The 22,847-nt window shown below is 68.0% G+C and carries 31 protein-coding genes and 1 tRNA gene; 24 read left to right on the plus strand and 8 right to left on the minus strand.

Features of this window, described 5'->3' with window-relative positions; genetic code table 11:
- Window positions 1-66 precede the first annotated feature (66 nt).
- From EP28_RS03415 to ftsY, 6 genes are all read left to right on the plus strand, one after another.
- The gene (locus EP28_RS03415; protein WP_004050128.1) at window positions 67-219 is read left to right on the plus strand and encodes a 50S ribosomal protein L39e; all 153 of its coding nucleotides are present in this window, start codon (window positions 67-69) and stop codon (window positions 217-219) included.
- Complete coding sequence (locus EP28_RS03420; protein ID WP_049982594.1) at window positions 220-498, plus strand: 50S ribosomal protein L31e; 279 nt, start codon at window positions 220-222, stop codon at window positions 496-498.
- Between the two features lies 1 nt (window position 499).
- Window positions 500-1,165, plus strand: coding sequence for a translation initiation factor IF-6 (locus tag EP28_RS03425; protein WP_049982595.1), 666 nt, complete (start codon window positions 500-502; stop codon window positions 1,163-1,165).
- Window positions 1,166-1,315: 150 nt separating this feature from the next.
- Window positions 1,316-1,492 carry a 50S ribosomal protein L18Ae gene (gene rpl18a / locus EP28_RS03430; RefSeq protein ID WP_049982596.1) on the plus strand — a complete coding sequence of 59 codons (177 nt, stop codon included), beginning with the start codon at window positions 1,316-1,318 and terminating at the stop codon, window positions 1,490-1,492.
- A complete protein-coding gene (gene pfdA, locus EP28_RS03435; protein WP_049982597.1) occupies window positions 1,492-1,956 on the plus strand; it encodes a prefoldin subunit alpha in 465 nt (154 codons plus the stop codon). The genes rpl18a and pfdA overlap by 1 nt, the downstream gene beginning before the upstream one ends.
- Before the next feature lie 9 nt (window positions 1,957-1,965).
- Window positions 1,966-3,093, plus strand: a complete 1,128-nt coding sequence (gene ftsY / locus EP28_RS03440; protein ID WP_049982598.1) for a signal recognition particle-docking protein FtsY — start codon at window positions 1,966-1,968, stop codon at window positions 3,091-3,093.
- Here the strand turns inward: ftsY and EP28_RS03445 are convergent, their stop codons facing one another.
- Complete coding sequence (locus EP28_RS03445) at window positions 3,094-4,710, minus strand: long-chain-fatty-acid--CoA ligase (protein WP_049982599.1); 1,617 nt, start codon at window positions 4,708-4,710, stop codon at window positions 3,094-3,096.
- A gap of 23 nt (window positions 4,711-4,733) precedes the next feature.
- Between EP28_RS03445 and EP28_RS14635 the strand changes: the two genes are divergently transcribed.
- The 4 genes from EP28_RS14635 to EP28_RS03460 all read left to right on the plus strand — a co-directional run bounded on the left by EP28_RS14635 (window position 4,734) and on the right by EP28_RS03460 (window position 6,015).
- Window positions 4,734-4,862: a hypothetical protein gene (locus tag EP28_RS14635; protein WP_255358265.1), complete on the plus strand. Its 129-nt coding sequence runs from the start codon at window positions 4,734-4,736 to the stop codon at window positions 4,860-4,862.
- The gene (locus EP28_RS03450) at window positions 4,859-5,080 is read left to right on the plus strand and encodes a hypothetical protein (RefSeq protein WP_049982600.1); all 222 of its coding nucleotides are present in this window, start codon (window positions 4,859-4,861) and stop codon (window positions 5,078-5,080) included. The genes EP28_RS14635 and EP28_RS03450 overlap by 4 nt, the downstream gene beginning before the upstream one ends.
- Before the next feature lie 104 nt (window positions 5,081-5,184).
- Window positions 5,185-5,259 (plus strand) — tRNA-Met (locus EP28_RS03455).
- 144 nt (window positions 5,260-5,403) lie between these two features.
- Window positions 5,404-6,015: a translation initiation factor IF-2 subunit beta gene (locus EP28_RS03460; RefSeq protein WP_049982601.1), complete on the plus strand. Its 612-nt coding sequence runs from the start codon at window positions 5,404-5,406 to the stop codon at window positions 6,013-6,015.
- Between the two features lie 49 nt (window positions 6,016-6,064).
- Here the strand turns inward: EP28_RS03460 and EP28_RS03465 are convergent, their stop codons facing one another.
- Window positions 6,065-7,000: a thiazole biosynthesis protein gene (locus EP28_RS03465; protein ID WP_049982602.1), complete on the minus strand. Its 936-nt coding sequence runs from the start codon at window positions 6,998-7,000 to the stop codon at window positions 6,065-6,067.
- A gap of 148 nt (window positions 7,001-7,148) precedes the next feature.
- On the opposite strand from EP28_RS03465, the gene EP28_RS03470 reads away from it, so the two are divergent.
- The 7 genes from EP28_RS03470 (at window position 7,149) to EP28_RS03500 (ending at window position 9,527) form a co-directional block, all read left to right on the plus strand.
- Window positions 7,149-7,415 (plus strand): 50S ribosomal protein L37ae, encoded by a 267-nt coding sequence (locus EP28_RS03470; RefSeq protein ID WP_006114269.1) that lies wholly within the window; start codon window positions 7,149-7,151, stop codon window positions 7,413-7,415.
- A gap of 3 nt (window positions 7,416-7,418) precedes the next feature.
- Window positions 7,419-7,553: a DNA-directed RNA polymerase subunit P gene (locus EP28_RS03475; RefSeq protein ID WP_004049526.1), complete on the plus strand. Its 135-nt coding sequence runs from the start codon at window positions 7,419-7,421 to the stop codon at window positions 7,551-7,553.
- A 36-nt stretch (window positions 7,554-7,589) separates the two neighbouring features.
- Complete coding sequence (locus EP28_RS03480) at window positions 7,590-7,844, plus strand: KEOPS complex subunit Pcc1 (RefSeq protein ID WP_049982603.1); 255 nt, start codon at window positions 7,590-7,592, stop codon at window positions 7,842-7,844.
- A gap of 187 nt (window positions 7,845-8,031) precedes the next feature.
- The gene (locus EP28_RS03485) at window positions 8,032-8,415 is read left to right on the plus strand and encodes a prefoldin subunit beta (protein ID WP_049982814.1); all 384 of its coding nucleotides are present in this window, start codon (window positions 8,032-8,034) and stop codon (window positions 8,413-8,415) included.
- 6 nt (window positions 8,416-8,421) lie between these two features.
- The gene (locus EP28_RS03490; RefSeq protein ID WP_049982604.1) at window positions 8,422-8,697 is read left to right on the plus strand and encodes a DUF3194 domain-containing protein; all 276 of its coding nucleotides are present in this window, start codon (window positions 8,422-8,424) and stop codon (window positions 8,695-8,697) included.
- Window positions 8,698-8,829: 132 nt separating this feature from the next.
- Window positions 8,830-9,024 carry an HVO_0649 family zinc finger protein gene (locus EP28_RS03495; protein WP_049982605.1) on the plus strand — a complete coding sequence of 65 codons (195 nt, stop codon included), beginning with the start codon at window positions 8,830-8,832 and terminating at the stop codon, window positions 9,022-9,024.
- 56 nt (window positions 9,025-9,080) lie between these two features.
- A complete protein-coding gene (locus EP28_RS03500; RefSeq protein ID WP_049982606.1) occupies window positions 9,081-9,527 on the plus strand; it encodes a universal stress protein in 447 nt (148 codons plus the stop codon).
- Window positions 9,528-9,536: 9 nt separating this feature from the next.
- Here EP28_RS03500 and EP28_RS03505 read toward each other — a convergent pair whose 3' ends face one another.
- Window positions 9,537-10,091 (minus strand): GMP synthase subunit A, encoded by a 555-nt coding sequence (locus tag EP28_RS03505; RefSeq protein ID WP_049982607.1) that lies wholly within the window; start codon window positions 10,089-10,091, stop codon window positions 9,537-9,539.
- A gap of 189 nt (window positions 10,092-10,280) precedes the next feature.
- Here EP28_RS03505 and EP28_RS03510 point away from each other — a divergent pair, with 189 nt between their 5' ends.
- Together EP28_RS03510 and EP28_RS14050 are read left to right on the plus strand one after the other, a co-directional pair.
- Window positions 10,281-10,493: a hypothetical protein gene (locus tag EP28_RS03510; protein WP_049982608.1), complete on the plus strand. Its 213-nt coding sequence runs from the start codon at window positions 10,281-10,283 to the stop codon at window positions 10,491-10,493.
- 145 nt (window positions 10,494-10,638) lie between these two features.
- Window positions 10,639-10,794 (plus strand): rubrerythrin-like domain-containing protein, encoded by a 156-nt coding sequence (locus EP28_RS14050; protein WP_155118423.1) that lies wholly within the window; start codon window positions 10,639-10,641, stop codon window positions 10,792-10,794.
- Between the two features lie 39 nt (window positions 10,795-10,833).
- Here EP28_RS14050 and truD read toward each other — a convergent pair whose 3' ends face one another.
- Window positions 10,834-12,396 carry a tRNA pseudouridine(13) synthase TruD gene (truD, locus tag EP28_RS03515; protein ID WP_049982609.1) on the minus strand — a complete coding sequence of 521 codons (1,563 nt, stop codon included), beginning with the start codon at window positions 12,394-12,396 and terminating at the stop codon, window positions 10,834-10,836.
- Window positions 12,397-12,399: 3 nt separating this feature from the next.
- Window positions 12,400-12,738: a peptidyl-tRNA hydrolase Pth2 gene (gene pth2, locus EP28_RS03520; protein ID WP_049982610.1), complete on the minus strand. Its 339-nt coding sequence runs from the start codon at window positions 12,736-12,738 to the stop codon at window positions 12,400-12,402.
- 262 nt (window positions 12,739-13,000) lie between these two features.
- On the opposite strand from pth2, the gene EP28_RS03525 reads away from it, so the two are divergent.
- The 4 genes from EP28_RS03525 (at window position 13,001) to EP28_RS03540 (ending at window position 17,973) form a co-directional block, all read left to right on the plus strand.
- Window positions 13,001-13,420, plus strand: coding sequence for a cupredoxin domain-containing protein (locus EP28_RS03525; protein WP_049982611.1), 420 nt, complete (start codon window positions 13,001-13,003; stop codon window positions 13,418-13,420).
- Between the two features lie 98 nt (window positions 13,421-13,518).
- Window positions 13,519-14,370, plus strand: a complete 852-nt coding sequence (locus EP28_RS03530) for a sulfite exporter TauE/SafE family protein (RefSeq protein WP_049982612.1) — start codon at window positions 13,519-13,521, stop codon at window positions 14,368-14,370.
- A 1-nt stretch (window position 14,371) separates the two neighbouring features.
- Window positions 14,372-17,002 carry a heavy metal translocating P-type ATPase gene (locus tag EP28_RS03535; RefSeq protein ID WP_049982613.1) on the plus strand — a complete coding sequence of 877 codons (2,631 nt, stop codon included), beginning with the start codon at window positions 14,372-14,374 and terminating at the stop codon, window positions 17,000-17,002.
- A gap of 182 nt (window positions 17,003-17,184) precedes the next feature.
- A complete protein-coding gene (locus EP28_RS03540; RefSeq protein WP_049982815.1) occupies window positions 17,185-17,973 on the plus strand; it encodes an aldo/keto reductase in 789 nt (262 codons plus the stop codon).
- A 66-nt stretch (window positions 17,974-18,039) separates the two neighbouring features.
- Here EP28_RS03540 and EP28_RS03545 read toward each other — a convergent pair whose 3' ends face one another.
- On the minus strand, window positions 18,040-19,890 hold the full coding sequence (locus EP28_RS03545; RefSeq protein WP_049982614.1) for a S9 family peptidase: 1,851 nt from the start codon (window positions 19,888-19,890) through the stop codon (window positions 18,040-18,042).
- Window positions 19,891-20,033: 143 nt separating this feature from the next.
- Here EP28_RS03545 and EP28_RS03550 point away from each other — a divergent pair, with 143 nt between their 5' ends.
- On the plus strand, window positions 20,034-21,080 hold the full coding sequence (locus EP28_RS03550; RefSeq protein ID WP_049982615.1) for a glycosyltransferase family 4 protein: 1,047 nt from the start codon (window positions 20,034-20,036) through the stop codon (window positions 21,078-21,080).
- Between the two features lie 93 nt (window positions 21,081-21,173).
- Here EP28_RS03550 and EP28_RS03555 read toward each other — a convergent pair whose 3' ends face one another.
- Window positions 21,174-21,806, minus strand: coding sequence for a halocyanin domain-containing protein (locus EP28_RS03555; RefSeq protein ID WP_049982616.1), 633 nt, complete (start codon window positions 21,804-21,806; stop codon window positions 21,174-21,176).
- 121 nt (window positions 21,807-21,927) lie between these two features.
- A complete protein-coding gene (locus EP28_RS03560) occupies window positions 21,928-22,845 on the minus strand; it encodes an NAD-dependent epimerase/dehydratase family protein (protein WP_049982617.1) in 918 nt (305 codons plus the stop codon).
- Window positions 22,846-22,847 lie beyond the last annotated feature (2 nt).

The following is a 22,847-nucleotide window of genomic DNA, read 5'->3' on the forward strand; positions in this document are numbered from 1 at the left end:
CGTGACGCACCCGAGCGACGCGGTATGGAAGGGGTTTTATGCGCTCCGCGGAAACGTGGGGCTACTATGGGAGACAAATCGAAGGCTCAAAAGAAGCGTCTGGCGAAGGCGGAGCGCCAGAACACCCGCGTCCCGGCGTGGGTCATGATGAAGACCGACATGAACGTCACGCGAAACCCCAAGCGGCGCAACTGGCGTCGGAACGACCTGGACGAGTAAATGTCGACGAGTGATTTCGAGGAGCGCGTCGTCACCGTCCCGCTCCGCGACGCCAACGACAAGCCCGTACAGGAGCGCGCCGACTTCGCCATGAAGATCGTCCGCGAACACCTCGCACAGCACTTCTCCGTCGACGAGGCGGACGTCGTGCTCGACACCTCCGTCAACGAGGCGGTCTGGGCGAACGGCCGGCAGAACCCGCCGAGCAAGGTCCGCGTCCGCGCGGCCCGCTTCGTCGAGGACGGCGAGCCCGTCGTCGAAGCCGAATACGCCGAGTAGCGTGTTACGGGCGACTTTCACCGGCTCGTCGTACGTCGGGGTGTTCGCCCGCGTCGTCGACGACCTCCTCTTGGTCAGACCGGACGCCGACGAGGAACTCGCGGACGCGCTCGGCGAGGAACTGTCCGCGACACCCCTCCAGACGACCGTCGGCGGAGCCAACACCGTCGGCGCGTTAGCCGTCGGCAACGAGAACGGTATTCTCGTCTCGCCGCGTGCGACAGACCGCGAGCGGTCGCGGATCGCCGAGGCCGCGGACCGCCAGGTCAGCGAACTCCCCGGAGAGATCAACGCCGCCGGCAACGTCGTCCTCGCGAACGACTACGGTGCGTACGTCCACCCCGACCTCGCGCGCGAGGCGATCACGACGATCAGGGACACGCTCGACGTGCCCGTCGTCCGCGGCGACCTAGGCGACGTTCGGACCGTCGGCACCGCCGCGGTCGCGAACGACACCGGCGTGCTCTGTCATCCGAAATCGGCTGAATCGGAGCTACAAGCCGTCGAGGACGCGCTTGACGTCCGTGCCGATCTCGGCACGATCAACTACGGTGCGCCGCTCGTCGGTTCGGGGCTCGTCGCCAACGACCACGGGTACGTGGTCGGCGAAGAGACGACAGGACCGGAACTCGGTCGGATCGAAGAGACGCTCGGGTTCATCGACTGACCGTTCCGTTCGGGTCCGATCCCGGCACCGCGGTTCTCCCGTCGTTCGTCTCGTCAGGTTCTGAGGAGCACCGATACGACCGTTTCGGCGCGTTTCCCGCGGCTCTGTTTTTTAGGAAGATACTTCCCTGTCCCTGCCGGAACGAGGAACATGAGTACCTACACGGTGAGTGGACAGTTCCAGAGTCGAGACGGCCACCAACCCTTCACGAAAGAAGTCGAAGCGGAAAACGAGTCACTCGCGCGCGAGCGCATCTACACGACAGTCGGAAGTCAGCACAACCGGAAGCGTACGCAGATCGAAATCGAGGAGGTGTCCGCGGCATGATGGGCGGCGGACAACAGCAGCTCCAGCAGCTCTCACAGGAACTGCAGGCGCTCGACGAGGAGATCGAGGCGCTCGAAGCCGAGGTTGACGACTACCGCGAGGAGAAAAGCGACATCGACGACGCGGTGGAGGCGATCGAGACGCTCGATACGGGCTCGACGGTACAGGTCCCGCTCGGCGGCGGCGCGTACGTCCGCGCCGAAGTGCAGGACATCGACGAGATCATCGTCTCACTCGGCGGCAACTACTCCGCAGAGCAGGAGCAGGGCGACGCCATCGACGTGCTCCGACGCAAACAGGAGTCGCTCGACGACCGGATCGAGGAGACGCAGGCGGACATCGACGAACTCGAGTCCGAGAGCGACGAACTCGAACAGCAGGCCCAGCAGATGCAACAGCAGATGCAACAACAGCAGCAACAGCAGATGCAGCAGATGCAGCAGGCGGCAGACGACGAGGAGTAGCGACGAACCGTGTTCGACGGACTGAAAGACAAGCTCTCCGGGTTCCGGAAGGACGTCGAGGAGAGCGCCGAGGTCGAAGAGCCCGAAGCGCACGACGAGTCGCCGGCCGGCGAGAACGGGACCGCAGACGAGGCGGCAGCCGACGACGACGCAGACAGCGGCGGCTCGCCGATATCGGCTAGCGACGCCGCTGACGCGACCGACGGCTCGGCGGTGTCGGCAGACGAGACAGACGACGGAGACGACGAACCGAGCACGTTCCAGCGCGCGAAGGCGTTCGCGACCGGCCGGATTATCATCGAGGAGGAGGACCTCGAAGAGCCGCTTTGGGACCTCGAGATGGCGCTCTTAGAGAGTGACGTGGAGATGAGCGTCGCAGAGCGCATCCTCGACACCGTCCGCGAGAAGATGCTCGGCGAGTCGCGAAAGCAGGTGGAGACGACGGGCGAACTCGTCGAATCGGCGCTTCACGACGCCTTGCTCGACGTGATCGCCGTCGGCCAGTTCGACTTCGAAGAGCGGATCGCCGAGGCGGAAAAGCCCGTGACCATCGTCTTCACCGGCGTCAACGGCGTCGGGAAGACGACGAGCATCGCGAAGCTCTCAGAGTGGCTCGACGAGCGGGGGTACTCTTCCGTCCTCGCCAACGGCGACACCTACCGGGCGGGCGCAAACGAGCAGATCGCAGAGCACGCCGACCGGCTGGACCGCGAGCTGATCGCACACGACCAGGGCGGCGACCCCGCGGCCGTCATCTACGACGGCGTGGAGTACGCCGAGGCCAACGACGTCGACGTCGTCCTCGGCGACACGGCCGGCCGGCTCCACACGAGCGACGACCTGATGGCGCAACTGGAGAAGATCGACCGCGTCGTCGACCCCGACATGACGCTTTTCGTCGACGAGGCGGTCGCGGGACAGGACGCGGTCAACCGCGCGAAAGAGTTCAACGACGCGGCCGAGATCGACGGCGCGATCCTCACGAAGGCCGACGCCGACTCCTCCGGCGGCGCGGCCATCTCCGTGGCGTACGTCACCGGCAAGCCGATCCTCTTTCTTGGCACCGGTCAGGGGTACGACGACATCACGCTGTTCGAGCCCGAAGAACTCGTCGACAGCCTGCTCGGCGGAGAGTAGCTACCCCTCTCCGACCATCCGGTCCTCGTCGTCCCACTCCTGCTCGCGAAGCTCGTACTTCTGGATCTTTCCCGTCGCGGTCGTCGGCAGTTCAGCGACGAACTCGACCTCGCCGGGCGTCTTGTAGTCGGCGACGCGCTCGCGCACGAGCGCCGTGAGTTCCTCGGCAGTCGCGCCCGGGTCGTCGGGGTCGCCGCCCTCGGGGACGACGAACGCCTTCGGCGTTTCTCCCCACCGTTCGTCAGGCGCGGGAATGACCGCCACGTCGGTGACGACCTCGTGTTCGAAGAGGGTGTCTTCCAACTCGATAGAGGAGATGTTCTCGCCGCCGGAGATGATGATGTCCTTTTTCCGATCTTGAATGGAGATGAAGCCGTCCTCGTCGACGACGGCCAGATCGCCCATGTGGTAGTACCCCTCCAGTCGCTCGGAGAAGGCTTCCGCTGTGGCCTCGGGCTTCTCCCAGTAGCGGTCCATCACCTGGTTGCCGCGGACGACGACCTCGCCTATCGTTTCGCCGTCGGGAGCCACGTCGTCGCCGTCCTCGTCGACGACACGGACGTCGGTCCCCAGATACCCGATCCCCTGCGTCTTTTTCACCGCGAACCGGTCGTCGGAGCCGGACTCGTAGTGTCGCTTGGCGTCCGACGTGGTCACGAGCGGTCCGGTCTCGGTCGCGCCGTACACGTGTTTTAGCTCCCAGCCGAACTCCGCTTCGACCGTGCGGATCGTCGCCTCCGGCGGCGCGGCACCGGCGGTCGCGACCCGCACCGGGTTCTCTCCGGTCGTCGCTCCGCCGTGTTCGGCGTGGTGGTCGCCGAGCATGTTGAGGACGGTCGGTGCCGCACAGAAGTACGAGACGTCCTCGGTGCGGATCCGATCGAACGTCTCCGCCACGTCGACGCCGCGGGTGCAGATGTGTCTCGCGCCCATTCCCGTGATCGCGTAGATGTGTCCCCAGCCGTTGACGTGGAACATCGGGAGCGTCCAGAGGTACACGTCGTCGTCCGTGATCTCCAAGTGGATGGTTATGAGGTACGCGTGCAGCGTCTCGGCGCGATGGGTGCGACAGACGCCCTTCGGGTCGCCGGTCGTCCCGGAGGTGTAGTTTATCGTGATCACGTCGTCTTCGTCCATCTCCGGGCGCTCGTAGGCCGCGGGGTCCGCGTCCGCGAGCGCGCCGTCGAACGACTCCCAGTCGCCCTCGACCGCGTCGGCGTCGTTCGTGAGGAAGACGTCCGTCGGGACCTCCTCGCGGACGGCCTCGACGTTCGCCGCGTACTCGGCGTCGGCGTAGATCGCGTCGACGCCCGCGTCGGAGAGCATGTACGCGAAGTCGTCGGGCGTGAGCCGGTAGTTGAGCGGCGTGTGGACCGCGCCGACCTGCATCGCTCCGTAGGCGGCTTCGAGGTGGTAGTGCGTGTTCGGGTCCAACACCGCGACGCGGTCGCCCTTCTCGATTCCCCGCTCTTGGAGCGCGGCCGAGAACCGGTCCGCGCGGTCGCCGAGTTCGGCGTAGGTGTATCGCGTTCCATCGACCGCGAGCACGGCCTCCTCATCAGCGTAGTGACGTCTCGCTCGGTCGAGAAAGTCCGTCGTGAGTAACGGTTTTCGCATCGATCTATCACTATTTATGATCTATGATAGTGTTTGCGGCCGCTGCAAGCTGGCGTGGGGAGTTGTCGGCGGGCGACCCGGACGTCACCGAGGAGATCGGGCGTGCGTCGTCGTGGGGTTTTATCGGATCGGCGACGAGGAGGAGGGTATGAGCGACGAATCCGGTCGACCGACGGCCACCGACGGGTACATAGAGCCGATCGTGGGGCTGTTGGGACTGTCGTTCGCGCTGATGGCGGGGATAACGGCACCGCGACTGCTCTCCGGCGACCCCGCCGAGGCCGTCCTTCCGATCGCCTTCGCCGTCGGAAGCCTCGCGACGATCTGGTTCCGGCGTCAGTACGCGGCCGCCGCACGCGACGGGGAGTGAGGTGCCGGCGCGAACGGAATGAGGTATATAAACGCATCGTGGACGAATCGCACACGGGCGACGGGATCAGAACCCTTAACAGTCGCACGCGAGTTTGCTATGATAGCGGGATGGGATAGCCAGGAGATTCCGCCGGGCTCATAACCCGGAGATCGGTAGTTCAAATCTACCTCCCGCTATCTTCTGGACGAACGCCACATCGGAAGCGGTGCGGTCGCCTTCCATCGCCGGTCATTGATTCTCGCGGGGTCTGTCGGTCACATGTGTTCTTTCCGCGTTCCGAACCCGGAAGCGATTTCCGTCGCGCGGTCGTCCGCTCGCGTATGGACTACGAATCGAGCCTCGACCGCGCGATGGAGGAAGTGCCGGACCTCGGCGGTTCCGACGAGCGGCTGTCGGTGCCGGACCCGGAGACGCAGAAAGACGGCGCGTTCACGCGCCTGACGAATCTCTCCGCCATCGCGGACGCCTTGAGCCGCGACCCGGAGCACGTCCACTCGAAGATCCAGCAGGAGCTCGGTACCGCCGGCCAGTACGAGGACGGCCGCGCCCGTTACAGCGGGAACTTCCGCGAGCGCGATTTCCAAGCTGCCATCGACTCGTACATCGAGTCGTTCGTCACCTGTTCGGAGTGTGGCCTCCCCGACACGCGATTGGAGACCGAAAATCGCACGCCGATGCTCCGCTGTGAGGCCTGCGGGGCGTTCCGTCCGGTCGCGAAACAGAACACGCAGAACACAACGCGGCAGGAGGAAGCCATCGAGTCGGGCAAGACGTACGAACTCGAGATCGTCGGCACCGGCCGCAAGGGCGACGGGGTCGCAGAGCGCGGCGAGTACACGGTCTTCGTTCCCGGCGCACAGGAGGGCGAGACGGTCAACGCCTACATCAAGAACGTCTCCGGTAACCTCGCGTTCGCCCGCCGCGAGAACTAATCGACGGGCACAGCGGTTCTCACTCAGTCGATCCGACGGGCACAGCGGTTCAGTCGTCGGCGGGAGCCGGTTCGCCGCCCGCAGAGAGCCTGACTTCGGGCTCGTCGACGCCGAGTTCGTCGAGGGCTGACTGCGCGGCGCGCTTGCCCGACACCAGCATCGCGCCGAACGTCGGCCCCATCCGCGGGAGCCCGTGAGCGGTCGCGACCGCCATCCCCGAGGCGATCAGGCCGTCGTGAACGACGCCGGTGTGCTCGACGACGGCGTCCTCGCTCTCGCCGACCCACATCGAATCGTGGCCGGGCGAGTCGTGGCCGGGCGCACCGTACTGACCGTCGTCGGTCTGGTCCATCCCGGTGTTGTGTTCTTTCGCGTGTTCGATCCCGGGCGCGGAGAGCACGCCGCGCTCGTCGAGTTTGCTGATAGCGACTGCGTCGTGGCCGGTCGCGTCGATCACGAGGTCGGACTCGACCGCGATCGGGTCGACGCAGGTGATCTCGCGCGGGAGCGCGTGCACCGGCGTCCAGTTCATCACGATCCCGCCGACCTCGTGGTCCTCGCGGATCACGAGATCGGTGAACTCCGTCATGTTCTGGACGCGCGCGCCGGCGTCGCACGCCGCCTTGATGAGTCCCGAACAGGCCTCCGGCCCGGGGGCGGTGTAGAGGCCGTCGACGTCCTCGACCGGCTCGTAATCGACGTCGAGGTCCGCCAAGATCTCCTGAGCCGGATCGCGGACCGTCACCGTATTCATCAGGAAGCCGCCGAGCCAGAACCCGCCGCCGAGGTAGTTGTTCTTCTCGACTATCATCACCTTCACGCCGCGCTCTGCAAGCTCCTTCGCGGCCATCAGCCCGGAGGGGCCGCCGCCGAGGATAATGACCTCTGAATCCGTGAAATCGAGGAACCCGTCGGTCCACTCGGTGCCGATCGCTTGCGTTACGTCCGTCTCGCTCACGTCTGCGAAGCCGTCGTATCCGTGCATACAACCAAGTGATATTACTAAGTAGTATTAGTCGTTACGGTCGGCGCACACAGCGAGCGCGTTCAGCCGGAGCGGCCGCGGCACCGACGTCGTGTGACGCCCCCAACTCGTAGCCTTTTTACCCGCGCTGGCGGTATTCGCACTCACTATGGCTGAGGACAAGGCACGAAGCACCGGGAGTGCGGGCCGATTCGGCGCTCGCTACGGCCGCGTTTCCCGCAAGCGGGTTCAGGACATCGAAGAGGAGATGCGCAACGCAACCGTCGACGGCGACGACGTCAAACGCGTCGGGACGGGCATCTGGGTCAACGAGGAGACGGGCGAGACGTTCACCGGCGGAGCCTACCGCCCCGAGACGCCGGGTGGCCGCACCGTCCGCCGCTCCATCCGCGCCGCGCTCGCCGACGAGGAGTAGGTAATGAGCTACAAGTGCTCCCGCTGTAAGCGCGACGTCACCCTCGACGAGTACGGCGGCGTGCGCTGCCCGTACTGCGGCCACCGCGTCCTCCTGAAGGAGCGCGGCGGCGACGTGAAGGAAGTCAACGTCGAGTAACCACCGGACGAAGCGCCGACCGTGGCGATCCCCTCGATGGCCCGTAGACACGAAACGATTCTTTCGTTCACCTATCCCTCCGAGCGACGCGCCCGGCTCGTCGGCGACGCGCTCGCGCCCGAGGTCGACGAGATCGACGACGATCGCTCGGGCGCGACGGTCGAACGCGACGGTGAGGCGGTCCGCGTCCGCGTCGTCGCCGACGACCTCGTCGCGCTCCGCGCCGGGATCAACAGCTGGTCGCGTCTCGTCGCGGTCGCAGAGCAGGTCAGCGCCCCCGCCAGTCGGTGACGGGTCGTCCGGTCCGGTGGGACGGCGGATCGTCTGGTCCGACGAGACGGCGAATGCCGGTTTTCGTTTGAGCTGCTAATGCACGGTATTCAGGCGCGTAAACGCCTGTATATCGGTTTTCTCTCGTCGTCGGAGAAGTCGGGGGTTTTTCCGTCCGGGTCGCCACGTTCCGTCCATGCAAGGGAACATGCCGCCCGAGGCACAGGAGAAGATCGAGGAGCTGCAGGAACTCCAAGAGACCGCCCAACAGGTCGCAGAACAGAAAGAGCAGGCGAAGTCCGCGCTCAACGAGTCGAAGACCGCGCTCGACGCCCTCGAAGACGTCGACGAGGACGCCGGAATGTACCGCGAGATCGGCGAGGTTCTCGTCGAGACCGACTACGAGTCCGCCCGCGCGGACCTCGAGAACAAGGTCGACTCGCTCGAAGTGCGCGCCGAGCAGCTCGAAAAACAGGAGGAACGCGTCGAAGAGCAGTTCGACGACCTGCAGGGCGAACTGCAGCAGATGCTCCAGGGCGGCGCTGGCGGCGGTCCGATGGGTCCGGGCGGTCCGGGCGCGGGCGGCGCGTAAGCGGCGATGAGCGACGAATCGAGCGGTGAGCGTTCGGTCGACGGCCCGAGCGACGCCGCGGTGGTGAACGCCGCGGCCGAGGCGGCCGAGGGTATCGTGTTCAAACACTACGACCAGTCGACGGTGACCGACCTCGACGTCACCGTCACGTTCGAAGACGGCGTCCTCGACGTCGACGTGTACCTCAACGTGCCCGACGACGCCGAGCCCGACCCCGATGCGGTCGCCCGCGAGGCGGCCGAGACGGCCGGCGAGGCAGTCGACGAACTCTTCGCGGAGTGACGCACCACCAGAACCGATCGGTCGTCACGGCCGGCGGTCCCGGGTGACTGCGTCCGAACTCAGACGATCGGGAGTGACTACCGTGCGGTGGCACCGGTACTTATTACTCGCCCCACCGTGACATGGTACCACATGTCATCGAGTTACGGCGGCACTTCGGCGTTCGACCGACTGCGCGCGCGGCTCGACGGGCGACCGCACGCCTGTGAGGAGTGCGGCTTCGTGGACGACGGCGAATGGGAGGCGGCGACCTCCGGCGCGACCGTCGAGTACCGCAGGGAGTGTCCGAGTTGCGGGACCGAGCAGATTCGACGCTACCGGCTGTGACGCCCGCGGGCCTCGACCCGTCGACACGCGCCGCCCGCTCGGCGCGGGCCGCGTGAATGTACGACGCCGTCTGCTGTCCGACCGACGGGAGTCGCGGGAGCGACGCGGCCGTCGAACACGCCTGCGAACTCGCCGCGCTCGCGGAGGCTCGGGTCCACGCGCTGTTCGTCGTCGACGAGTCGATCGCGGGTGCGGCCGACTGGGATATGGTCGTCGAACGCGAGGAGGCCCGCGGCGAGCACGCGCTCGACGCGGTGGCCGACGCCGGCGAGCGTCGGGGTATCCCCGTCGAGCGACACCTCCGGCGCGGGCGACCACACGAGGAGATCCTCGACGCCGCGGGCGACTACGGCGTCGATTTGATCGTGATGGGTACGGAGGGACGAACCGGGCTCGGTCGGTTTCTCTCCGCCGGCTCCGTGGCCGAGCGGGTCGTGCGCCACAGCTCGGTTCCGGTGTTGACGGTGCGGACGCCGACCGAAGACGGAACGATGCGAGACTGAGAGCGACGCTTAAGCCGACTCGCAGATGGCCACGAAGTTCTCGAAGACCTCGTCGCCCCGTTCGGTGTGGGCGACCTCGGGGTGCCATTGGACGCCGTAGTGGTCCGCTTCGACGTCTGCCATCGCCTCGATGCCACAGACGTCGGAGGTGGCCGTCCGAACGAACCCGTCGGGCAGTTCCTTCACCTCGTCGGCGTGAGATGCCCAGACACGGGTTTCCGGCGCGAGCGACCCCACGAGTGGGTCCTCGTCGTCCACGATCTCCACGTCGACGTCGGCGTACCCGCCGTAGTCGCCGCCGCCGATCACACCGCCGCGCTCGCGCGCGATTAGTTGCATCCCGAGACAGATTCCGAAGACGGGCGCGTCGCCGTCGAGGTAGTCGGGCGCGTTGCCGACGCGGTCCATGTCGGGACCGCCGGAGAGGACGATCCCGTCTGCGTCCACCTCGCTTGCGGGCGTGTCTGCCGAGACGATCTCGGTGTCGACGCCGATGTCGCGGAGCGCGCGCCGTTCGAGGTGCGTGAACTGGCCGTGGAGGTCGATGACGACGATTCGGGTCATGCCCCCGATTGCGGACTCGCGCACAAAAACGGCTCGGAACGAGACACAGTATCGTGGGGGTTTTCGATCGAAGAGTGCCGAGTTGATCCATATATATGGATCAGTATGTCCCGAACCGCCGTCGATCGCCGTTCTCAGACCGAGCGAATCGCCGGCATCGATTTATACACACAAGTATAATAATAAATCATGATACTTCGAGTACTGCTCGCGGTCTTCGGCGTCGTCGAGTTCCTGTTCCCGAGGCGTCTCGCCGACGCGTCGATGTCGCTAGCGACGACGGACGACTCCGAGTACGAGCTTCGGTCGTGGGTGTACACCGTCGCGCGCGTCGAGGGGCTATGTATCGCCGCTCTCGCGCTGTGGTACGGGCGGCGTGCGTCGAGTGGCGACGACGAATAGCCACAGCCGGGGGACTCGCCACACCCGTATCGCCGGAGGCGTAGAGCGAGTGATTCGGGGTGGTGGAGAGTCTATGTACTACCTCTTTTGTCCTTATATACCTATGAGGATTAATATTATCACCAGCCGGTTCGAGGCTACGGGTATGCCTCATAACCAAGACGTCGAGGCCGCCAACAGTCCAGACGCCGAGTCCACGTACGAGTGCCTCCAGTGTGGACGGCTCGTCTCGTCGGAGACCCACCCCGGAACGTGTGAGTGCGGCGGCGAGTTCCAGAACCGGGAGAAATCGCTCGAGTGAGAGACAGTCTGTCCCTCGTCTGTTCTGCCGCCCGGGCGATCAGCCGTCAAGCGGACCCGATTTCGTAAACTCTCTGAGGAGGACGGTCGCGTACGAGCCGCTCGGGAGTGCGAACGCGAACCGCGGGTCGCCGCCGTCGACGGTCACGTCGAGATCGGAGCGGAGGAGGATCGCCCGCCGAGTCCCGGCCGAGTCGAACTCGTCGGGCAGCGCGAAGTCGCTCGGGCGGATTCCGGCGTCGTCGAGCACCGCACGCTCGATGTCACCGGGATCGCCGCCGCCGATTTCGGTGTCGGTGCCGACGAGCGGCGCGGTGACGAACGCACGACCGCGCTCGCAGTGGCGGGTGACCACGGAGACGCGGTCGGCGTCGACGCGCTGGAGCCGGTCCGTGTCCGGCGCGTACAGTTCGTCTGGCGCGTCGGCGTCCGAAAAACAGACCACGTCGCCGGCGACGGGGCGGTCGAAGGGGATTCCGCGTCGGAGACGCTCGCTCACGATCCGGTTGAACAGGGCCGACTGCGCGGCGTTGACGAACAGCCGCTGGAGGTTCGACGGGACGGCCTCCAGCGCGTGCCACCAGTCGTCGTGATCGCGCGGGGTGTCTGGGGGGACAGCTCGGTCCGCGAGCCGGTGAATCATGGAGCGTTCGAACCGAAGCTTTCGCGGGATATCGTCGAGACAGGCCGCCCAGTCGCCGTCGCCGGTGCCGTCGACGGCGGGGACGGTCGCGCCCGCCGGCTCACCGCTCGTCTCCTCCGACGCACCGCTCGCCTCACCCGCGTCGCCGGTCACGCCGAACGCGGCGTCGACGCGGTCGCGCGCGGCCCGCGTGTCGTCCGGCTCCGCCGGCGCGGAGTTGCCCGCGTACAGCCGGACCGCCTCGCGCGGGTCGTTCCGGACGATCGCAAGCCCGACGCGGTGAGTCACCGGCCGGCGGCTCCCGAACCGCTGCTGACCGAAGTAGTTGGGGACGGCGACGGTCGCGCCGTCGACGACCGCGGTGTCGGTTTCCATCCCGTCGGTCCCAATCCCGTCGACTCCGTCTCCCCCGCCCGCGAACGCGGCGAGATCCCGCGTCACGTCGACGACTCGATCGGAGGCGTCGGCGACCGTGCCTGCGACCCGTATCTCGAAGGCGTTGCCGGCGAGGTCGCCGAAGGTGAGCCCGCGCCCGGCGCGTCCGAGCGCCTCGATCTCGGCCCCGCGGATCTCGGGGAGGTCGTCGGGGTCGACCCCGCGGAGGGTGAAAAGCTGGGTCGTGACGGCGCGTTTGTCCTTCGTTCCCGCCCACGAGACGCGCTCGCGGCTGATTCCGAGCGCGTCGGAGACCCGCCGCGCGAAGTCGTTCGTGTCCCAGTCGCGGAGCGTGACCCGGACGACGAGTTCGGGATAACTTCCCGTGTCGACGTCAATCGGCTCCGGCTCGAACGCCTCCAGTTCTCGCACGCGGAAATCGTCGGGCGTCTCGCGGAGCCGTCCCCCGATTCCGTCCGCGTCGCTGACGTAGTGGTCCATGCCGACCGCGCGCTCTATCGGATGGCTCTCGCGGTGCGAGACCGACGTGTCGGTTCCGTCGCTTTCGGCGCGTTCGTCCGTCATCGGTCAGTACAGCGAGAGGTCGCCGGTCACGCGGTCGACCAGTTCGTCGCGGGCGGGTCCGACCGAGAGCGCGGTGACGGTTCCCGGCTCCAGTTGGGTGTGGCCGGCGTCGCGGACGATGGCGTAGGGGAGCCCCTCCGTGTCGGCCTTGTCGGCCAGCGCGAACAGTTGGCTCTCGGAGTCGCCCTTGAGCACGACCTTCTTTTGTCCCTCCCCCTGCCACTTCTTCCGGGCGCGCCTCCCGGCGTCCTGATACGCCGACAGCGACGCGTGTGCGACCTGCGCCGCGAGCTTCCCCTGGCCCATCCCGATGTCGGTCCGAGCGACGATGGCCTGTTTCATATCTCAGACACCGCCGCCGCGGGTTTAGCGCTTGTCTCTCGGCGGCCGCGCGTGCGCCCCCGCGATGTCCCGAGTCGCCGATATCCCGTCGTCGATCAGTCGTCCGTGGCCGTCGTCGATCAGTCGTCTGCGCCCGACGCGGTGCGGGTCGAGCGGGTCGGGCAGGCCTCCTCCGCCGCTCGGTGAGAGGCGGCCGCAGGGAGCGTTCCCGCTCGACGGGGGCGACCGCGATATTGAAACGACCGGAGCCCTCACGTTCGGTATGCACCGCAGACGGTTCCTCCGGCGGGCCGGCGCGCTCGGGGTCGTGGGAGCCTCGATCGGTCTCGCCGGCTGTGCCGGCGTCGGCGGCGACCCGGGGTACGACGTGGGAATGATGGCGTCCGCCTTCCGGCCGGCCGAGATAACCGTCGCCGTCGGCGACACCGTCGTCTGGGAGAACACGAGCGCGCGCACCCACACGGTCACGGCGAGTCAACTCCCCGACGGGGCGGCGTACTTCGCGTCCGGCGGCTACGACGACTACGAGACCGCGCTGACCGAGTGGGAGAGCGATTTCGGTGGCGGATTAGAGAGCGGCGACCGCTTCTCGCACACGTTCACCGTTCCGGGCACGCACCACTACGTCTGTATCCCACACCTCACCGGCGGGATGGTCGGGACGGTGACCGTGGAGGAGTGACCCGTCGCGTCGTCGACGCCCGCGGTCACAGACCGAACCGATCCGTCCGTCGAAACGCATTACCGCACGCGACCCCAACCGAGACCGACTGAGTTCACATGGCCATCTCGACGCTCCTCGGAGTCGACGTCCTCCTGTTTCTCGCCATCGGCGTCCTCGGCGGAGCCCACTGTATCGGGATGTGCGGCCCGCTCGTCACCGTCTACGCCGGACGGATGCGCGAGGGGAGAGGCGAACGGACGGACGGCGGCGCGACCGGGGGACAGACGCGCGGCGGTCGCGACGCTGCGACCGACCGCCGCGGCAGCCACCTCACCACCTACGAGGTCCGCCAGCACGCCCTGTTCAACCTCGGGCGGGCGACGAGCTACACCCTCATCGGCGCGGCGTTCGGCGCGCTCGGCGGAGCGGTGCTCGTCACGACCGCGACGATCACGGGCGCGGCGGAGACGGTCCGCGGCGTCGTCGGCCTCGGCGTCGGCGCGGCCGTCATCGTCGTCGGCGTCCGGTACGCGCTCGGCGGGGCGACGGGCGGGGTCCACCTTCCGGGGCTCGACCGCGTCACCGGTTGGCTCACGGGCTACGTCGACCGGCTGGCGAACGGTCCCGGGATCGTCGGTCTCGGCGCGCTCCACGGCCTGCTCCCGTGTCCGATCCTCTACCCGGCGTACCTCTACGCGTTCGCGAGCGGGTCGGCGACGAGCGGGGCGGTCGCGCTTGGCGCGCTCGGCGTGGGGACGATGCCCGCGGTGTTCCTCTACGGGACGCTGATCGAGAGCGTCGACGCGGTCCACCGCAGGCGGGTCCACCGGCTGCTCGGGCTGGCGTTCGTCGCGCTCGGCTACGTGCTGTTCGCGCACGGGCTGATGGCGGTCGGCGTCCACATCCCCCACCCGAGCCTCCCGTTCTGGAACCCGCTCGACGTCGCCGGCGGTCACGGAGGGATGTGACGTGAGCGCGAGCGCGTCGAACGAGACGGGAGACGCAGCCGACGGCTGTACCCTCTGTGACCTCCCGACCGACGGCGTCGACGTCACTGACGACGAAGGGAACCGCTTCTGTTGTGCCGGCTGTCGAGACGTGTACGCCGCCCTCGGCGACGTCGACGTCGACGCCGACGACGTGCGCTCGCGGCGGACCGCGACCGCCGACGGGAACGCCGCTCGGAGCGCGGCCGACGCGGCTGACGCGGACGGTGTCGTCGACGGCGACAGCGACGCGTCAGCGGTTCCGGCCGACCACGAGGCGACGTTCCTCGAAGTGGACGGAATGCACTGTGCGACCTGCGAGGCGTTCATCGAGACGGTCGCGACGAACACCGAGGGCGTGAGCGCCGCGAGCGCGAGCTACGTCACGGACACGGTTCGGATCGACCACGATCCCGGCTCGGTCTCCACCGACGACCTCTCCGAGGCCGTGAGCGGGCTCGGCTACAGCGCGTACGCCCGAGACGACGCCTTCGAGCGCCGTCGCGCCGACAACATGGCGACGGCGCGGCTGGCTGCCGGCGTGCTCGTCGGCATGGCGGTCATGCTCCAGTACATCGTCATCATCTACCCCACCTACTTCGCGTTCCCCTTCTACAACGAGCGCACGCTGGAGTACCTCAATCAGGCGATGTCGTCGACCTCCGGCACCTACTTTTTCATCGTCATCGCGGTGTTGACGACGGTCGTGCTGTTCGTGACGGGCAAGCCGATCCTCAGAGGGGCGTACGTCAGCGCCAAGACGCGGTCGCCGAACATGGATCTCCTCGTCGCGCTCGCGGCCGTCAGCGCGTACGTCTACAGCACGCTCGCCGTGATCTTCGTCGAGTCGCCCTCCGTCTACTACGACGTGACCGTCGCGATCATCGTGATCGTCACTGTCGGGAACCGCTACGAGGACGCGATCAAGTCGCGCGCGACCGAACTGCTCTCGGATCTCACCGCCGTACAGGTCGACTCGGCGCGGCGGGTCGCCCGGGCCGGAGCCGACGGCGACGATGGCGAAGACGGAGCGACCGAGGAGGTCGCCATCGACGCCCTCGCCCCCGACGACCGCGTGCTCGTGCGCGCCGGCGAGCGGGTTCCGGTCGACGGCGAGGTCGTCGACGGCGATGCCGCGGTCGACGAGTCGGTGGTCACCGGGGAGTCGATGCCCGTTCGGAAGACGCCCGGCGACGCGGTGGTCGGCGGGTCGGTCGTCGCCGACGGCTCCGTGACGGTCGCGGTCGGCCCGGACGCGAGTTCCAGCCTCGACCGCGTCTCCGAGTTGGTGTGGGACCTCCAGAGCGGGAACCACGGGGTCCAGAAGCTCGCGGACCGGCTGGCGACCATCTTCGTCCCCGCGGTGCTGTCGATCGCCGTCGTCGCCGCCGGGGCCAACCTCGCGCTCGGCAACGGGGTGACGCGGGCGATGCTCGTCGGACTCACGGTGCTCATCGTCTCGTGTCCGTGCGCGCTCGGGCTCGCGACGCCGCTCGCGGTGGCGGCGGGCATCCGCGACGCCTTGGAGCGAAACATCGTGATATTCGACGACACCGTCTTCGAGCGGGTCCGCGACGCCGACACCGCCGTCTTCGACAAGACGGGGACGCTGACGACGGGCGAGATGCGCGTAGTCGCCCGCGAGATCGACGACGACCTGCTCCGGCTCGCGGCCGCGCTCGAAGAGCGGTCCGCTCATCCGGTCGGACAGGCGATCGCGGCGGCGCGAGCGGCGGGCGACGCCGCCGACATCGCCGAGCCAACGGGTTCCGGCGACGACGACGCGGCTCCCGCGGTCGCCGACGGCGGGACGGCGGCGACCGACCGGACGGAAAGCGGGGAACCGCTCGGCGGCGACTCGCAGTCGCCCGACGTCGCCGACTTCGAGAGCCACGCTCGGGGCGTCTCCGGAACCGTCGACGGGACGCCGGTCGTCGTCGGACACCCCGACCTCTTCGACGAGCGGGGGTGGGCGGTGCCGGACCGGATCCGGGAGGCGGTCGCGGACGCCCGCGACGTCGGACGCGTCCCGGTTGCGGTCGGTCGCGACGGCGCGGCCGAGGGCGTGATCGTCGTCGGCGACGAGCTTCGCGAGGGGTGGGAGGAGACGGTGACCGCGCTCGACGGCCGCGGCGTCGACGTGGTCGTCCTCACGGGCGACGACGAGCGCGCGGCCACGGTGTTCAACGAACACGACGCCGTCTCTTCGGTGTTCGCCGGCGTTCCGCCCGAGGGGAAAGCCGAGACCGTCGAGCGGCTGAAAGCCAACGGACTCACCGTGATGGTGGGCGACGGGACCAACGACGCGCCCGCGCTCGCGGCGGCGGATCTGGGGATCGCGCTCGGCGGCGGCACGGCGATGGCGGCCGACGCCGCCGACGTCGCGATCGTCGACGACGACCTCGGCTCCGTGGCGACCGTCTTCGAACTCGCGCGCGCGGCCGGCCGGCGGGTGAAAGGAAACATCGGGTGGGCGTTCCTGTACAACGCGGTCGCCATCCCGCTCGCGGCGCTCGGGCTGCTCAATCCGCTCTTCGCCGCGGTCGCGATGGGGCTGTCGAGCCTGCTCGTCGTGACGAACTCCTCGCGCGCGCTGCTGTCCGACGAGGCCTGACGGCGCGCGACGGACGGCCCGACGCGGGCGACGGCGGTTCGCCGACCGCGCGTGCGCCCGTCGACCTCGCGGTCGAGTTCCGGCCGCACCCGCCCGTACCGCAAAGGATTTTCCGCTCACGCAAGTAGTCGCGTCCGATGACAGACCAACAGCACCAGCCCGCGGCACCGCTCCGGAGCGGGATGCCGGTTCTCGGAATCGGAACGTGGCAGAACGAGGACCCCGCACAGTGTACCGAGTCGGTGGCGACGGCACTGGAGATGGGGTACCGTCACGTCGACACCGCGCAGGCGTACGGCAACGAGGCGGCCGTCGGCGAGGGGATCGCGGCCGCGGACGTCGACCGCGAGGACGTCTTTCTCGCCACGAAAGTCTGGATCGACCAGCTTGCGCCCGACGATGTCGCCGCCTCGACGCGCGAGAGCCTCGAGAAGCTCGCGGTCGATTCCGTCGATCTCCTGTACGTCCACTGGCCGGCGGGCGCGTACGACCCCGAGGAGACGCTACCGGCGTTCGCCGAACTGCGCGACGACGGCCTGATAGACCGGATCGGCGTCTCGAACTTCGAACCCGAACACCTCGACGCCGCGGCCGACGTGCTCGGCGAAGCCCCGTTCGCGAATCAGGTGGAGATGCACCCGCTCCTCCAGCAGGAGGAACTTCGCGAGTACGCGGACGGCAGCGACGTCGAACTCGTCGCGTACTCGCCGCTGGCCCGCGGCGCAGTCTTGGAGAATCCGACGGTCACGGAGATAGCCGAGGACCGCGGCGTCAGCGCGGCACAGATCAGCCTCGCGTGGCTCCGCGAGAAGGGCGTGACCGCGATCCCGAAGGCGACGAGCGAGGCCCACATTCGCGACAACTTCGCGAGCCTTGACGTCGACCTCGCGGACGAGGAGGTCGACGCGATCGACGCGATCGAGGAGCGCGACCGCCGCGTCGACCCCGATTTCGGCCCCGATTGGGACTGAGCCGCGATCGGCGCGGGTGCGTCGTCGGACTGCCGATCACTGGACGCCGAGCGGCTGAGCGCGCGCCTATACGTGCTCGCCGAGGAACGCCACTATCGCGCGGTACGCCTCGATGCGGTTCTCCAGCTTCGAGAGTCCGTGTCCCTCGTCGTCGAAGACCAGCTTGCGGACGGGGACGCCCTGCTCGCGGGCGCGCTCTGCTATCTGTTCTGCCTCGTCGACGGGCACGCGGGGGTCGTTCGCGCCGTGAAGAACGAAGAGCGGCGACTGGATGCGGTCGATCCTGTTGACCGGCGAGATCGACTCCAAGAACTCGCGGTCGTCCGCGAGCGAGCCGTACTCTGCCTCCCGCAGTTCGCGCCGCCAGTCGCCGGTGTGTTCGAGAAACGTCACGAAGTTCGCGATGCCGACGACGTCGACGCCGGCGGCCCACAGCTCCGGGAACTCGGTGAGCGCCGCGAGCACCATGAACCCGCCGTAGGAGCCGCCCATCGCGACGACGCGGTCGGGGTCGATCTCGGGGTGGTCGTGCAGCCACTCGACACCGGCGCGGAGGTCTTTCACCGAATCCATCCGCTTTCTGACGTCGTCTAAGGCCGCGTACGCCTTCCCATAGCCGGACGATCCGCGGACGTTCGGCTCGAAGACGGCGTACCCGCTGTTCAGCAGGTACTGCGTGACCGACGAAAACGAGGGACGGCGCTGGGACTCCGGCCCGCCGTGGATGTCGACGACGACGGGATACCCCGAGTCGGGCGGCTCCGTCTCCGGCACCGAGAGGTACGCCGGGATCTCTCGTTTATCGAAGGTGGGATAGCGGACCAGTTCGCGTTCGATGAACGTCTCGGGTGGGATGCCCGCCGTCGCGGCCGCGGTCCACCGCTCCGTCTCTCCGGTCGTCGCCTCGATCACATGGACGTTCGCGTTGTGCGTGCTCCCAGTCGCGGTGACCGCGAACCGATCGCCGTCGGGACCGAAACTCACGCCGCCGGCGACGCCGTCCGGGAGGTCCGGGGCGGGCAGTTCGTCGATCCGGTCGGGGGCGACCAGTTCGCCGACCGACAGTTCCGTGTAGCCGTCGACGTTGCGCGAGTAGACCAGCCGTCGGGACTCCTCATGAAGCGCGACGCCGTCGACGTTCCACTCGTCGCCGGAGACGACGACGGTGAACTCGCCGGTCGCGAGGTCCAGCCGCTCCAAGCGGAGCGTATCGCTGTCGTGGTCGGTGACCAGATATATCGCGTCGCCGTCCGGCCCCCACTGCGGGCTGCCGTAGCGGATGTCGCCGTCGTGTGGCGTGTGGTGTGTCAGCTCACCGCTCTCGACGTCGAGGGTGTACAGGTCGTGGTCGAAGGAGGCGTGCGCCTCGTGGACGACGAGGCGGTCGTCGCTCGGCGACCACCCGGCGACAGAGAGCCACCCGTCGCCCTCGTACACCAGTTCTGGATCGGGCGGGTCGCTCGGGGCGTCGGAGCGGTCGCCCGCGGCGTCGCCGCTCGCCTCGGCCGCCCGCTCTTGGACGTACACGTCGAAGACGGCCTCGTCTCTGCGGTTCGAGGCGAACGCGAACCGATCTCCCTCGCCGTCCCAGCCGCCCCAGCGGTGTTTCGCCGCCGGACGGCGGGTGAGATCGACTATCTCGCCGGACTCGTAGTTGAGGCGATACAGCTGCGTGCGCTCGTTCCCGCCCTCGTCCATGCCGAAGACGGCTTCGGGACGCTCCGGCGAGGAGTCGACGAACGAGACCGTCTCCTCGAAGAAGGTGCGCTGTGTAGGCCACGAGAGCGGTGCGTCGAGCGACCACACCTGACCGGTGCCGGTCGTGTTCAAGATGACGGAGAGCCGACCGTCGGGACCGATGTCGGCTCCGCCGGCGCTGCGGACGTTGAGGTATCGCTCGATGTCGTATCGGTGCATGAGAGTCGGTTCCGCACGCGGTGTGAAACCGTTTCGGGTGGTAGCGTTGCGCGGCGAGCGTCCCGGCCGCGCTTGCACCGCCGTCTGAGCGGGACGACCCGATGCCCGTGTCTTTTTACCTGCCGCCGTCGTCCACCCGGCGTATGCGCGTCGCGTTCGTCTCGCTTTTCGCCCCCGGGCACGGCGACACGCCGGCCCGGAGCCGAACGCGTCGGGTAGCTCGCGGACTCGCCGACCGCGGCCACGAGGTGACGTGGCTCTGTGCCCGCTGGTGGGGCGGGGATCACGACGTCTTCGAGGAGGAGGGAATCACGTACCGGTCGGTCACCGCCGATCCCGCTCCGTCGGCGTTCGCGGCCCGGCTCCCGCTCGCGCTCCGCCGCGTCGCACCCGACGTGGTCCACGCGGTCAACAGCCCGCCGACGCCCGGGGTCGGCGCGACGGTCGCGGGAACGCTCTCTCGGACTCCCGTCCTCGTCGACTGGTGGCACGACCACCCGGCAGACGCCGCGCGGCGGTACCGCCTGCTCGCGCGGAGCGCCGACCTCGTGACGACCCCCTCGCGAACGGTCAAGACGCGCGTGCGAGAACACGGTGCCGACGGCGACGACGTGCGAGTCGTTCCGGAGAGCATTGACTTCGACCTCGTGACTGACGCCGCGGTCGACGATCGATTCGACGCGGTGTACTCGCGGCGGCTCGACCGACACGCCAACGTCGAGACGTTCCTGCTCGGGCTCGCCGAGCTTCGCGGCCGCGACTGGACCGCCGCGGTCGTTGGTGACGGCCCAGAGCGCGGCCGGATCGAGTCGATGGCGAGCGACCTTCGGATCGACGACCGAGTGTCGTTCCTCGGCGACCTGCCGCTCCGCGAGCGCGTCTCGCTTTTCAAGGGGACACACGTCGCCGTCGCGACGGCGACGTGGGAGACGTTCGCCACGGAGCTTCTGTGGGCGCTCGCGTGCGGCTGCGTCGCGCTCGTCGAGTATCAGGCGGACTCCAGCGCACACGAACTCGTCGAGGGACGTCAGCGTGGACGACTGGTGACGACGCCGGCGGAACTCGCCGACGAGTTCGTCGCCGTCGCCGACCTCGATCGAAAAACGGTCGAACGCGACTTCGCCGAGTACGACCACGACGCCGTCTTGGACCGATACGTCGAGGCGTACCGGTCGCTCGCGAGCGCGTGACGCCGCGGACGCGTGGCGTCGGTGTAGCTTCAACAGAAACAGCGCGCGACGAGCCGACGCGGCGAATCGGGTGCGGCCCGCAGTTCGGGATGGTTACGCGTCTTCGGCGGTGATCGTCCCGCCGTACTTCATGAAGACGAACGCGAGTCCGAGCGTGCTCACCATCGCGATGAACGTCGCGATGCCGAGCGCGCGAGCGCCCTGCGGAACGAACACGGCGTTACTGCCGCCGCCCCCGCCGGTCTCGACGGTGGCTATGTCCTCGCCGACGGCGAGGCCGGCGTGCATGCCGACGGCCGTGTGCGGAACGCAGTGGTAGTGGGTGATCCCGGCGTCCTCTTCGGTCACCTCGTACTCGTAGGTGTGCCCCTCTTCGCCGACCGGGTCGCCGCTGTCGAGGCTCGCCGACCCCTCGACGGTCTGGACGTTGTGTGCGCCCCCGTTGCCCGTCCACTCCCACGTGATCGTCGTACCCGTGTCGACCCACACGAGCGTCGGGTCGAACGCGAGCCCTTGGTCGCCGGCACCGACCGAGATGGTCAGCGAGTCCTGTCCGCGGGCGTCCTGATAGGAGCCGACGTTCCCGCTCGATGCCCCGCTCGGCCAGTCGGGTTCGACTTCCTGTGCCGCCGCGGTTCCCGAGGTCGCCGTCGCCGCGCCAGCGGTCGCGGCCGCGCCGCCGGCGGTCCGGATGAACGTGCGCCGCGAGACGTCGTCCGTGCTCATACCCCCCGATTCGTGACGGGTTGTAGTGAATATGTTGATCCGACCGCGAGAGCGATCCACACTGTTGGGCCGTTCGACTGAGACACCGCGGGCCGCTCGGTGGGCGTCCGCTCGCGGCGAGTCACTCCTCGCGGTACGGCTCACACACCAGCTCGACGCCTTCCTCGAAGCCGATCTCCGGCTCCCAGCCGGTGGCCTCGTGGAACGTCGAGTAGTCGGCCATCGTGTCGTGGACGTAGCCGTCGAAGGGACATTCGATGTATTCCGGGTCGATGTCGGTGCCGAGCGCGTCGTTGATCAGTTCGACCATCTCGTTGAACGTGTACGCCTCCTCGGTGCCGACGTTGTAGACGCCGGTCAGCTCGTGGTCCGCGGCGAGCTCGCAGGCGCGGGCCACGTCCGAGACGTGGGTGAAATCCCGCGTTTGGCTGCCGTCGCCGAACAGCTCGGGAGCCTCTCCGGAGGCTATCACATCCGCGAACTGCGCCACCGTGTTCGCGTACTCACCCTTGTGGGCCTCGTTGCCGCCGAAGCCCTGATACACGGAGAAAAATCGGAGCCCGGCCATGTTCATGTCGTGGTGGTTCGCGTAGTACTCGGCGTAGCGTTCCCGGGAGAGCTTGGAGGCCTCGTAGGCCGTGTGCGCCTCCACGTCCATCTCGACCGGCGAGGGGTCGGTGCGACTCCCGTAGATGGAGGAGGTGGACGCGTAGACGACCGTGTCACAGCCCGCCTCGCGGGCGCGCTCGACCGTGTTGATGAACCCCTCGACGTTGACGCGACAGCCGCGCTGGGGGTCCGACTCGTGCATGTTCCGCGAGGAGAGCGCGGCGAGGTGGAAGACGACATCGACGTCGACAGGGTAGTCGTCGTCGAGCACCGAAGCCTCGACGAACTCCACCTCCGGGTCGAGATTCTCCGGCGTTCCGAGGTAGGTGTCGTCGACCGCGATCACGTCGTTGTCCGCGGCGAGTCGGTTCGCGAGGGTCGAGCCGATGAAGCCCGCGCCGCCCGTCACGAGGACGCGCTTGTTCTGCATGG

Source organism: Halorubrum sp. BV1, assembly GCF_000746205.1.
In the GTDB taxonomy this organism is placed as follows: Archaea; Halobacteriota; Halobacteria; order Halobacteriales; family Haloferacaceae; genus Halorubrum.

Bases quoted from the DNA above. Each gene is read 5' to 3' on its own strand.
- EP28_RS03415 (WP_004050128.1), top strand. From the start codon at position 67: ATGGGAGACAAATCGAAGGCTCAAAAGAAGCGTCTGGCGAAGGCGGAG.
- EP28_RS03420 (WP_049982594.1), top strand. From the start codon at position 220: ATGTCGACGAGTGATTTCGAGGAGCGCGTCGTCACCGTCCCGCTCCGC.
- rpl18a (WP_049982596.1), top strand. From the start codon at position 1,316: ATGAGTACCTACACGGTGAGTGGACAGTTCCAGAGTCGAGACGGCCAC.
- pfdA (WP_049982597.1), top strand. From the start codon at position 1,492: ATGGGCGGCGGACAACAGCAGCTCCAGCAGCTCTCACAGGAACTGCAG.
- EP28_RS03445 (WP_049982599.1), bottom strand. From the start codon at position 4,710: ATGCGAAAACCGTTACTCACGACGGACTTTCTCGACCGAGCGAGACGT.
- EP28_RS14635 (WP_255358265.1), top strand. From the start codon at position 4,734: ATGATAGTGTTTGCGGCCGCTGCAAGCTGGCGTGGGGAGTTGTCGGCG.
- EP28_RS03450 (WP_049982600.1), top strand. From the start codon at position 4,859: ATGAGCGACGAATCCGGTCGACCGACGGCCACCGACGGGTACATAGAG.
- EP28_RS03460 (WP_049982601.1), top strand. From the start codon at position 5,404: ATGGACTACGAATCGAGCCTCGACCGCGCGATGGAGGAAGTGCCGGAC.
- EP28_RS03465 (WP_049982602.1), bottom strand. From the start codon at position 7,000: ATGCACGGATACGACGGCTTCGCAGACGTGAGCGAGACGGACGTAACG.
- EP28_RS03470 (WP_006114269.1), top strand. From the start codon at position 7,149: ATGGCTGAGGACAAGGCACGAAGCACCGGGAGTGCGGGCCGATTCGGC.
- EP28_RS03475 (WP_004049526.1), top strand. From the start codon at position 7,419: ATGAGCTACAAGTGCTCCCGCTGTAAGCGCGACGTCACCCTCGACGAG.
- EP28_RS03480 (WP_049982603.1), top strand. From the start codon at position 7,590: ATGGCCCGTAGACACGAAACGATTCTTTCGTTCACCTATCCCTCCGAG.
- EP28_RS03485 (WP_049982814.1), top strand. From the start codon at position 8,032: ATGCCGCCCGAGGCACAGGAGAAGATCGAGGAGCTGCAGGAACTCCAA.
- EP28_RS03490 (WP_049982604.1), top strand. From the start codon at position 8,422: ATGAGCGACGAATCGAGCGGTGAGCGTTCGGTCGACGGCCCGAGCGAC.
- EP28_RS03495 (WP_049982605.1), top strand. From the start codon at position 8,830: ATGTCATCGAGTTACGGCGGCACTTCGGCGTTCGACCGACTGCGCGCG.
- EP28_RS03500 (WP_049982606.1), top strand. From the start codon at position 9,081: ATGTACGACGCCGTCTGCTGTCCGACCGACGGGAGTCGCGGGAGCGAC.
- EP28_RS03505 (WP_049982607.1), bottom strand. From the start codon at position 10,091: ATGACCCGAATCGTCGTCATCGACCTCCACGGCCAGTTCACGCACCTC.
- EP28_RS03510 (WP_049982608.1), top strand. From the start codon at position 10,281: ATGATACTTCGAGTACTGCTCGCGGTCTTCGGCGTCGTCGAGTTCCTG.
- EP28_RS14050 (WP_155118423.1), top strand. From the start codon at position 10,639: ATGCCTCATAACCAAGACGTCGAGGCCGCCAACAGTCCAGACGCCGAG.
- truD (WP_049982609.1), bottom strand. From the start codon at position 12,396: ATGACGGACGAACGCGCCGAAAGCGACGGAACCGACACGTCGGTCTCG.
- pth2 (WP_049982610.1), bottom strand. From the start codon at position 12,738: ATGAAACAGGCCATCGTCGCTCGGACCGACATCGGGATGGGCCAGGGG.
- EP28_RS03525 (WP_049982611.1), top strand. From the start codon at position 13,001: ATGCACCGCAGACGGTTCCTCCGGCGGGCCGGCGCGCTCGGGGTCGTG.
- EP28_RS03530 (WP_049982612.1), top strand. From the start codon at position 13,519: ATGGCCATCTCGACGCTCCTCGGAGTCGACGTCCTCCTGTTTCTCGCC.
- EP28_RS03540 (WP_049982815.1), top strand. From the start codon at position 17,185: ATGCCGGTTCTCGGAATCGGAACGTGGCAGAACGAGGACCCCGCACAG.
- EP28_RS03545 (WP_049982614.1), bottom strand. From the start codon at position 19,890: ATGCACCGATACGACATCGAGCGATACCTCAACGTCCGCAGCGCCGGC.
- EP28_RS03550 (WP_049982615.1), top strand. From the start codon at position 20,034: ATGCGCGTCGCGTTCGTCTCGCTTTTCGCCCCCGGGCACGGCGACACG.
- EP28_RS03555 (WP_049982616.1), bottom strand. From the start codon at position 21,806: ATGAGCACGGACGACGTCTCGCGGCGCACGTTCATCCGGACCGCCGGC.
- EP28_RS03560 (WP_049982617.1), bottom strand. From the start codon at position 22,845: ATGCAGAACAAGCGCGTCCTCGTGACGGGCGGCGCGGGCTTCATCGGC.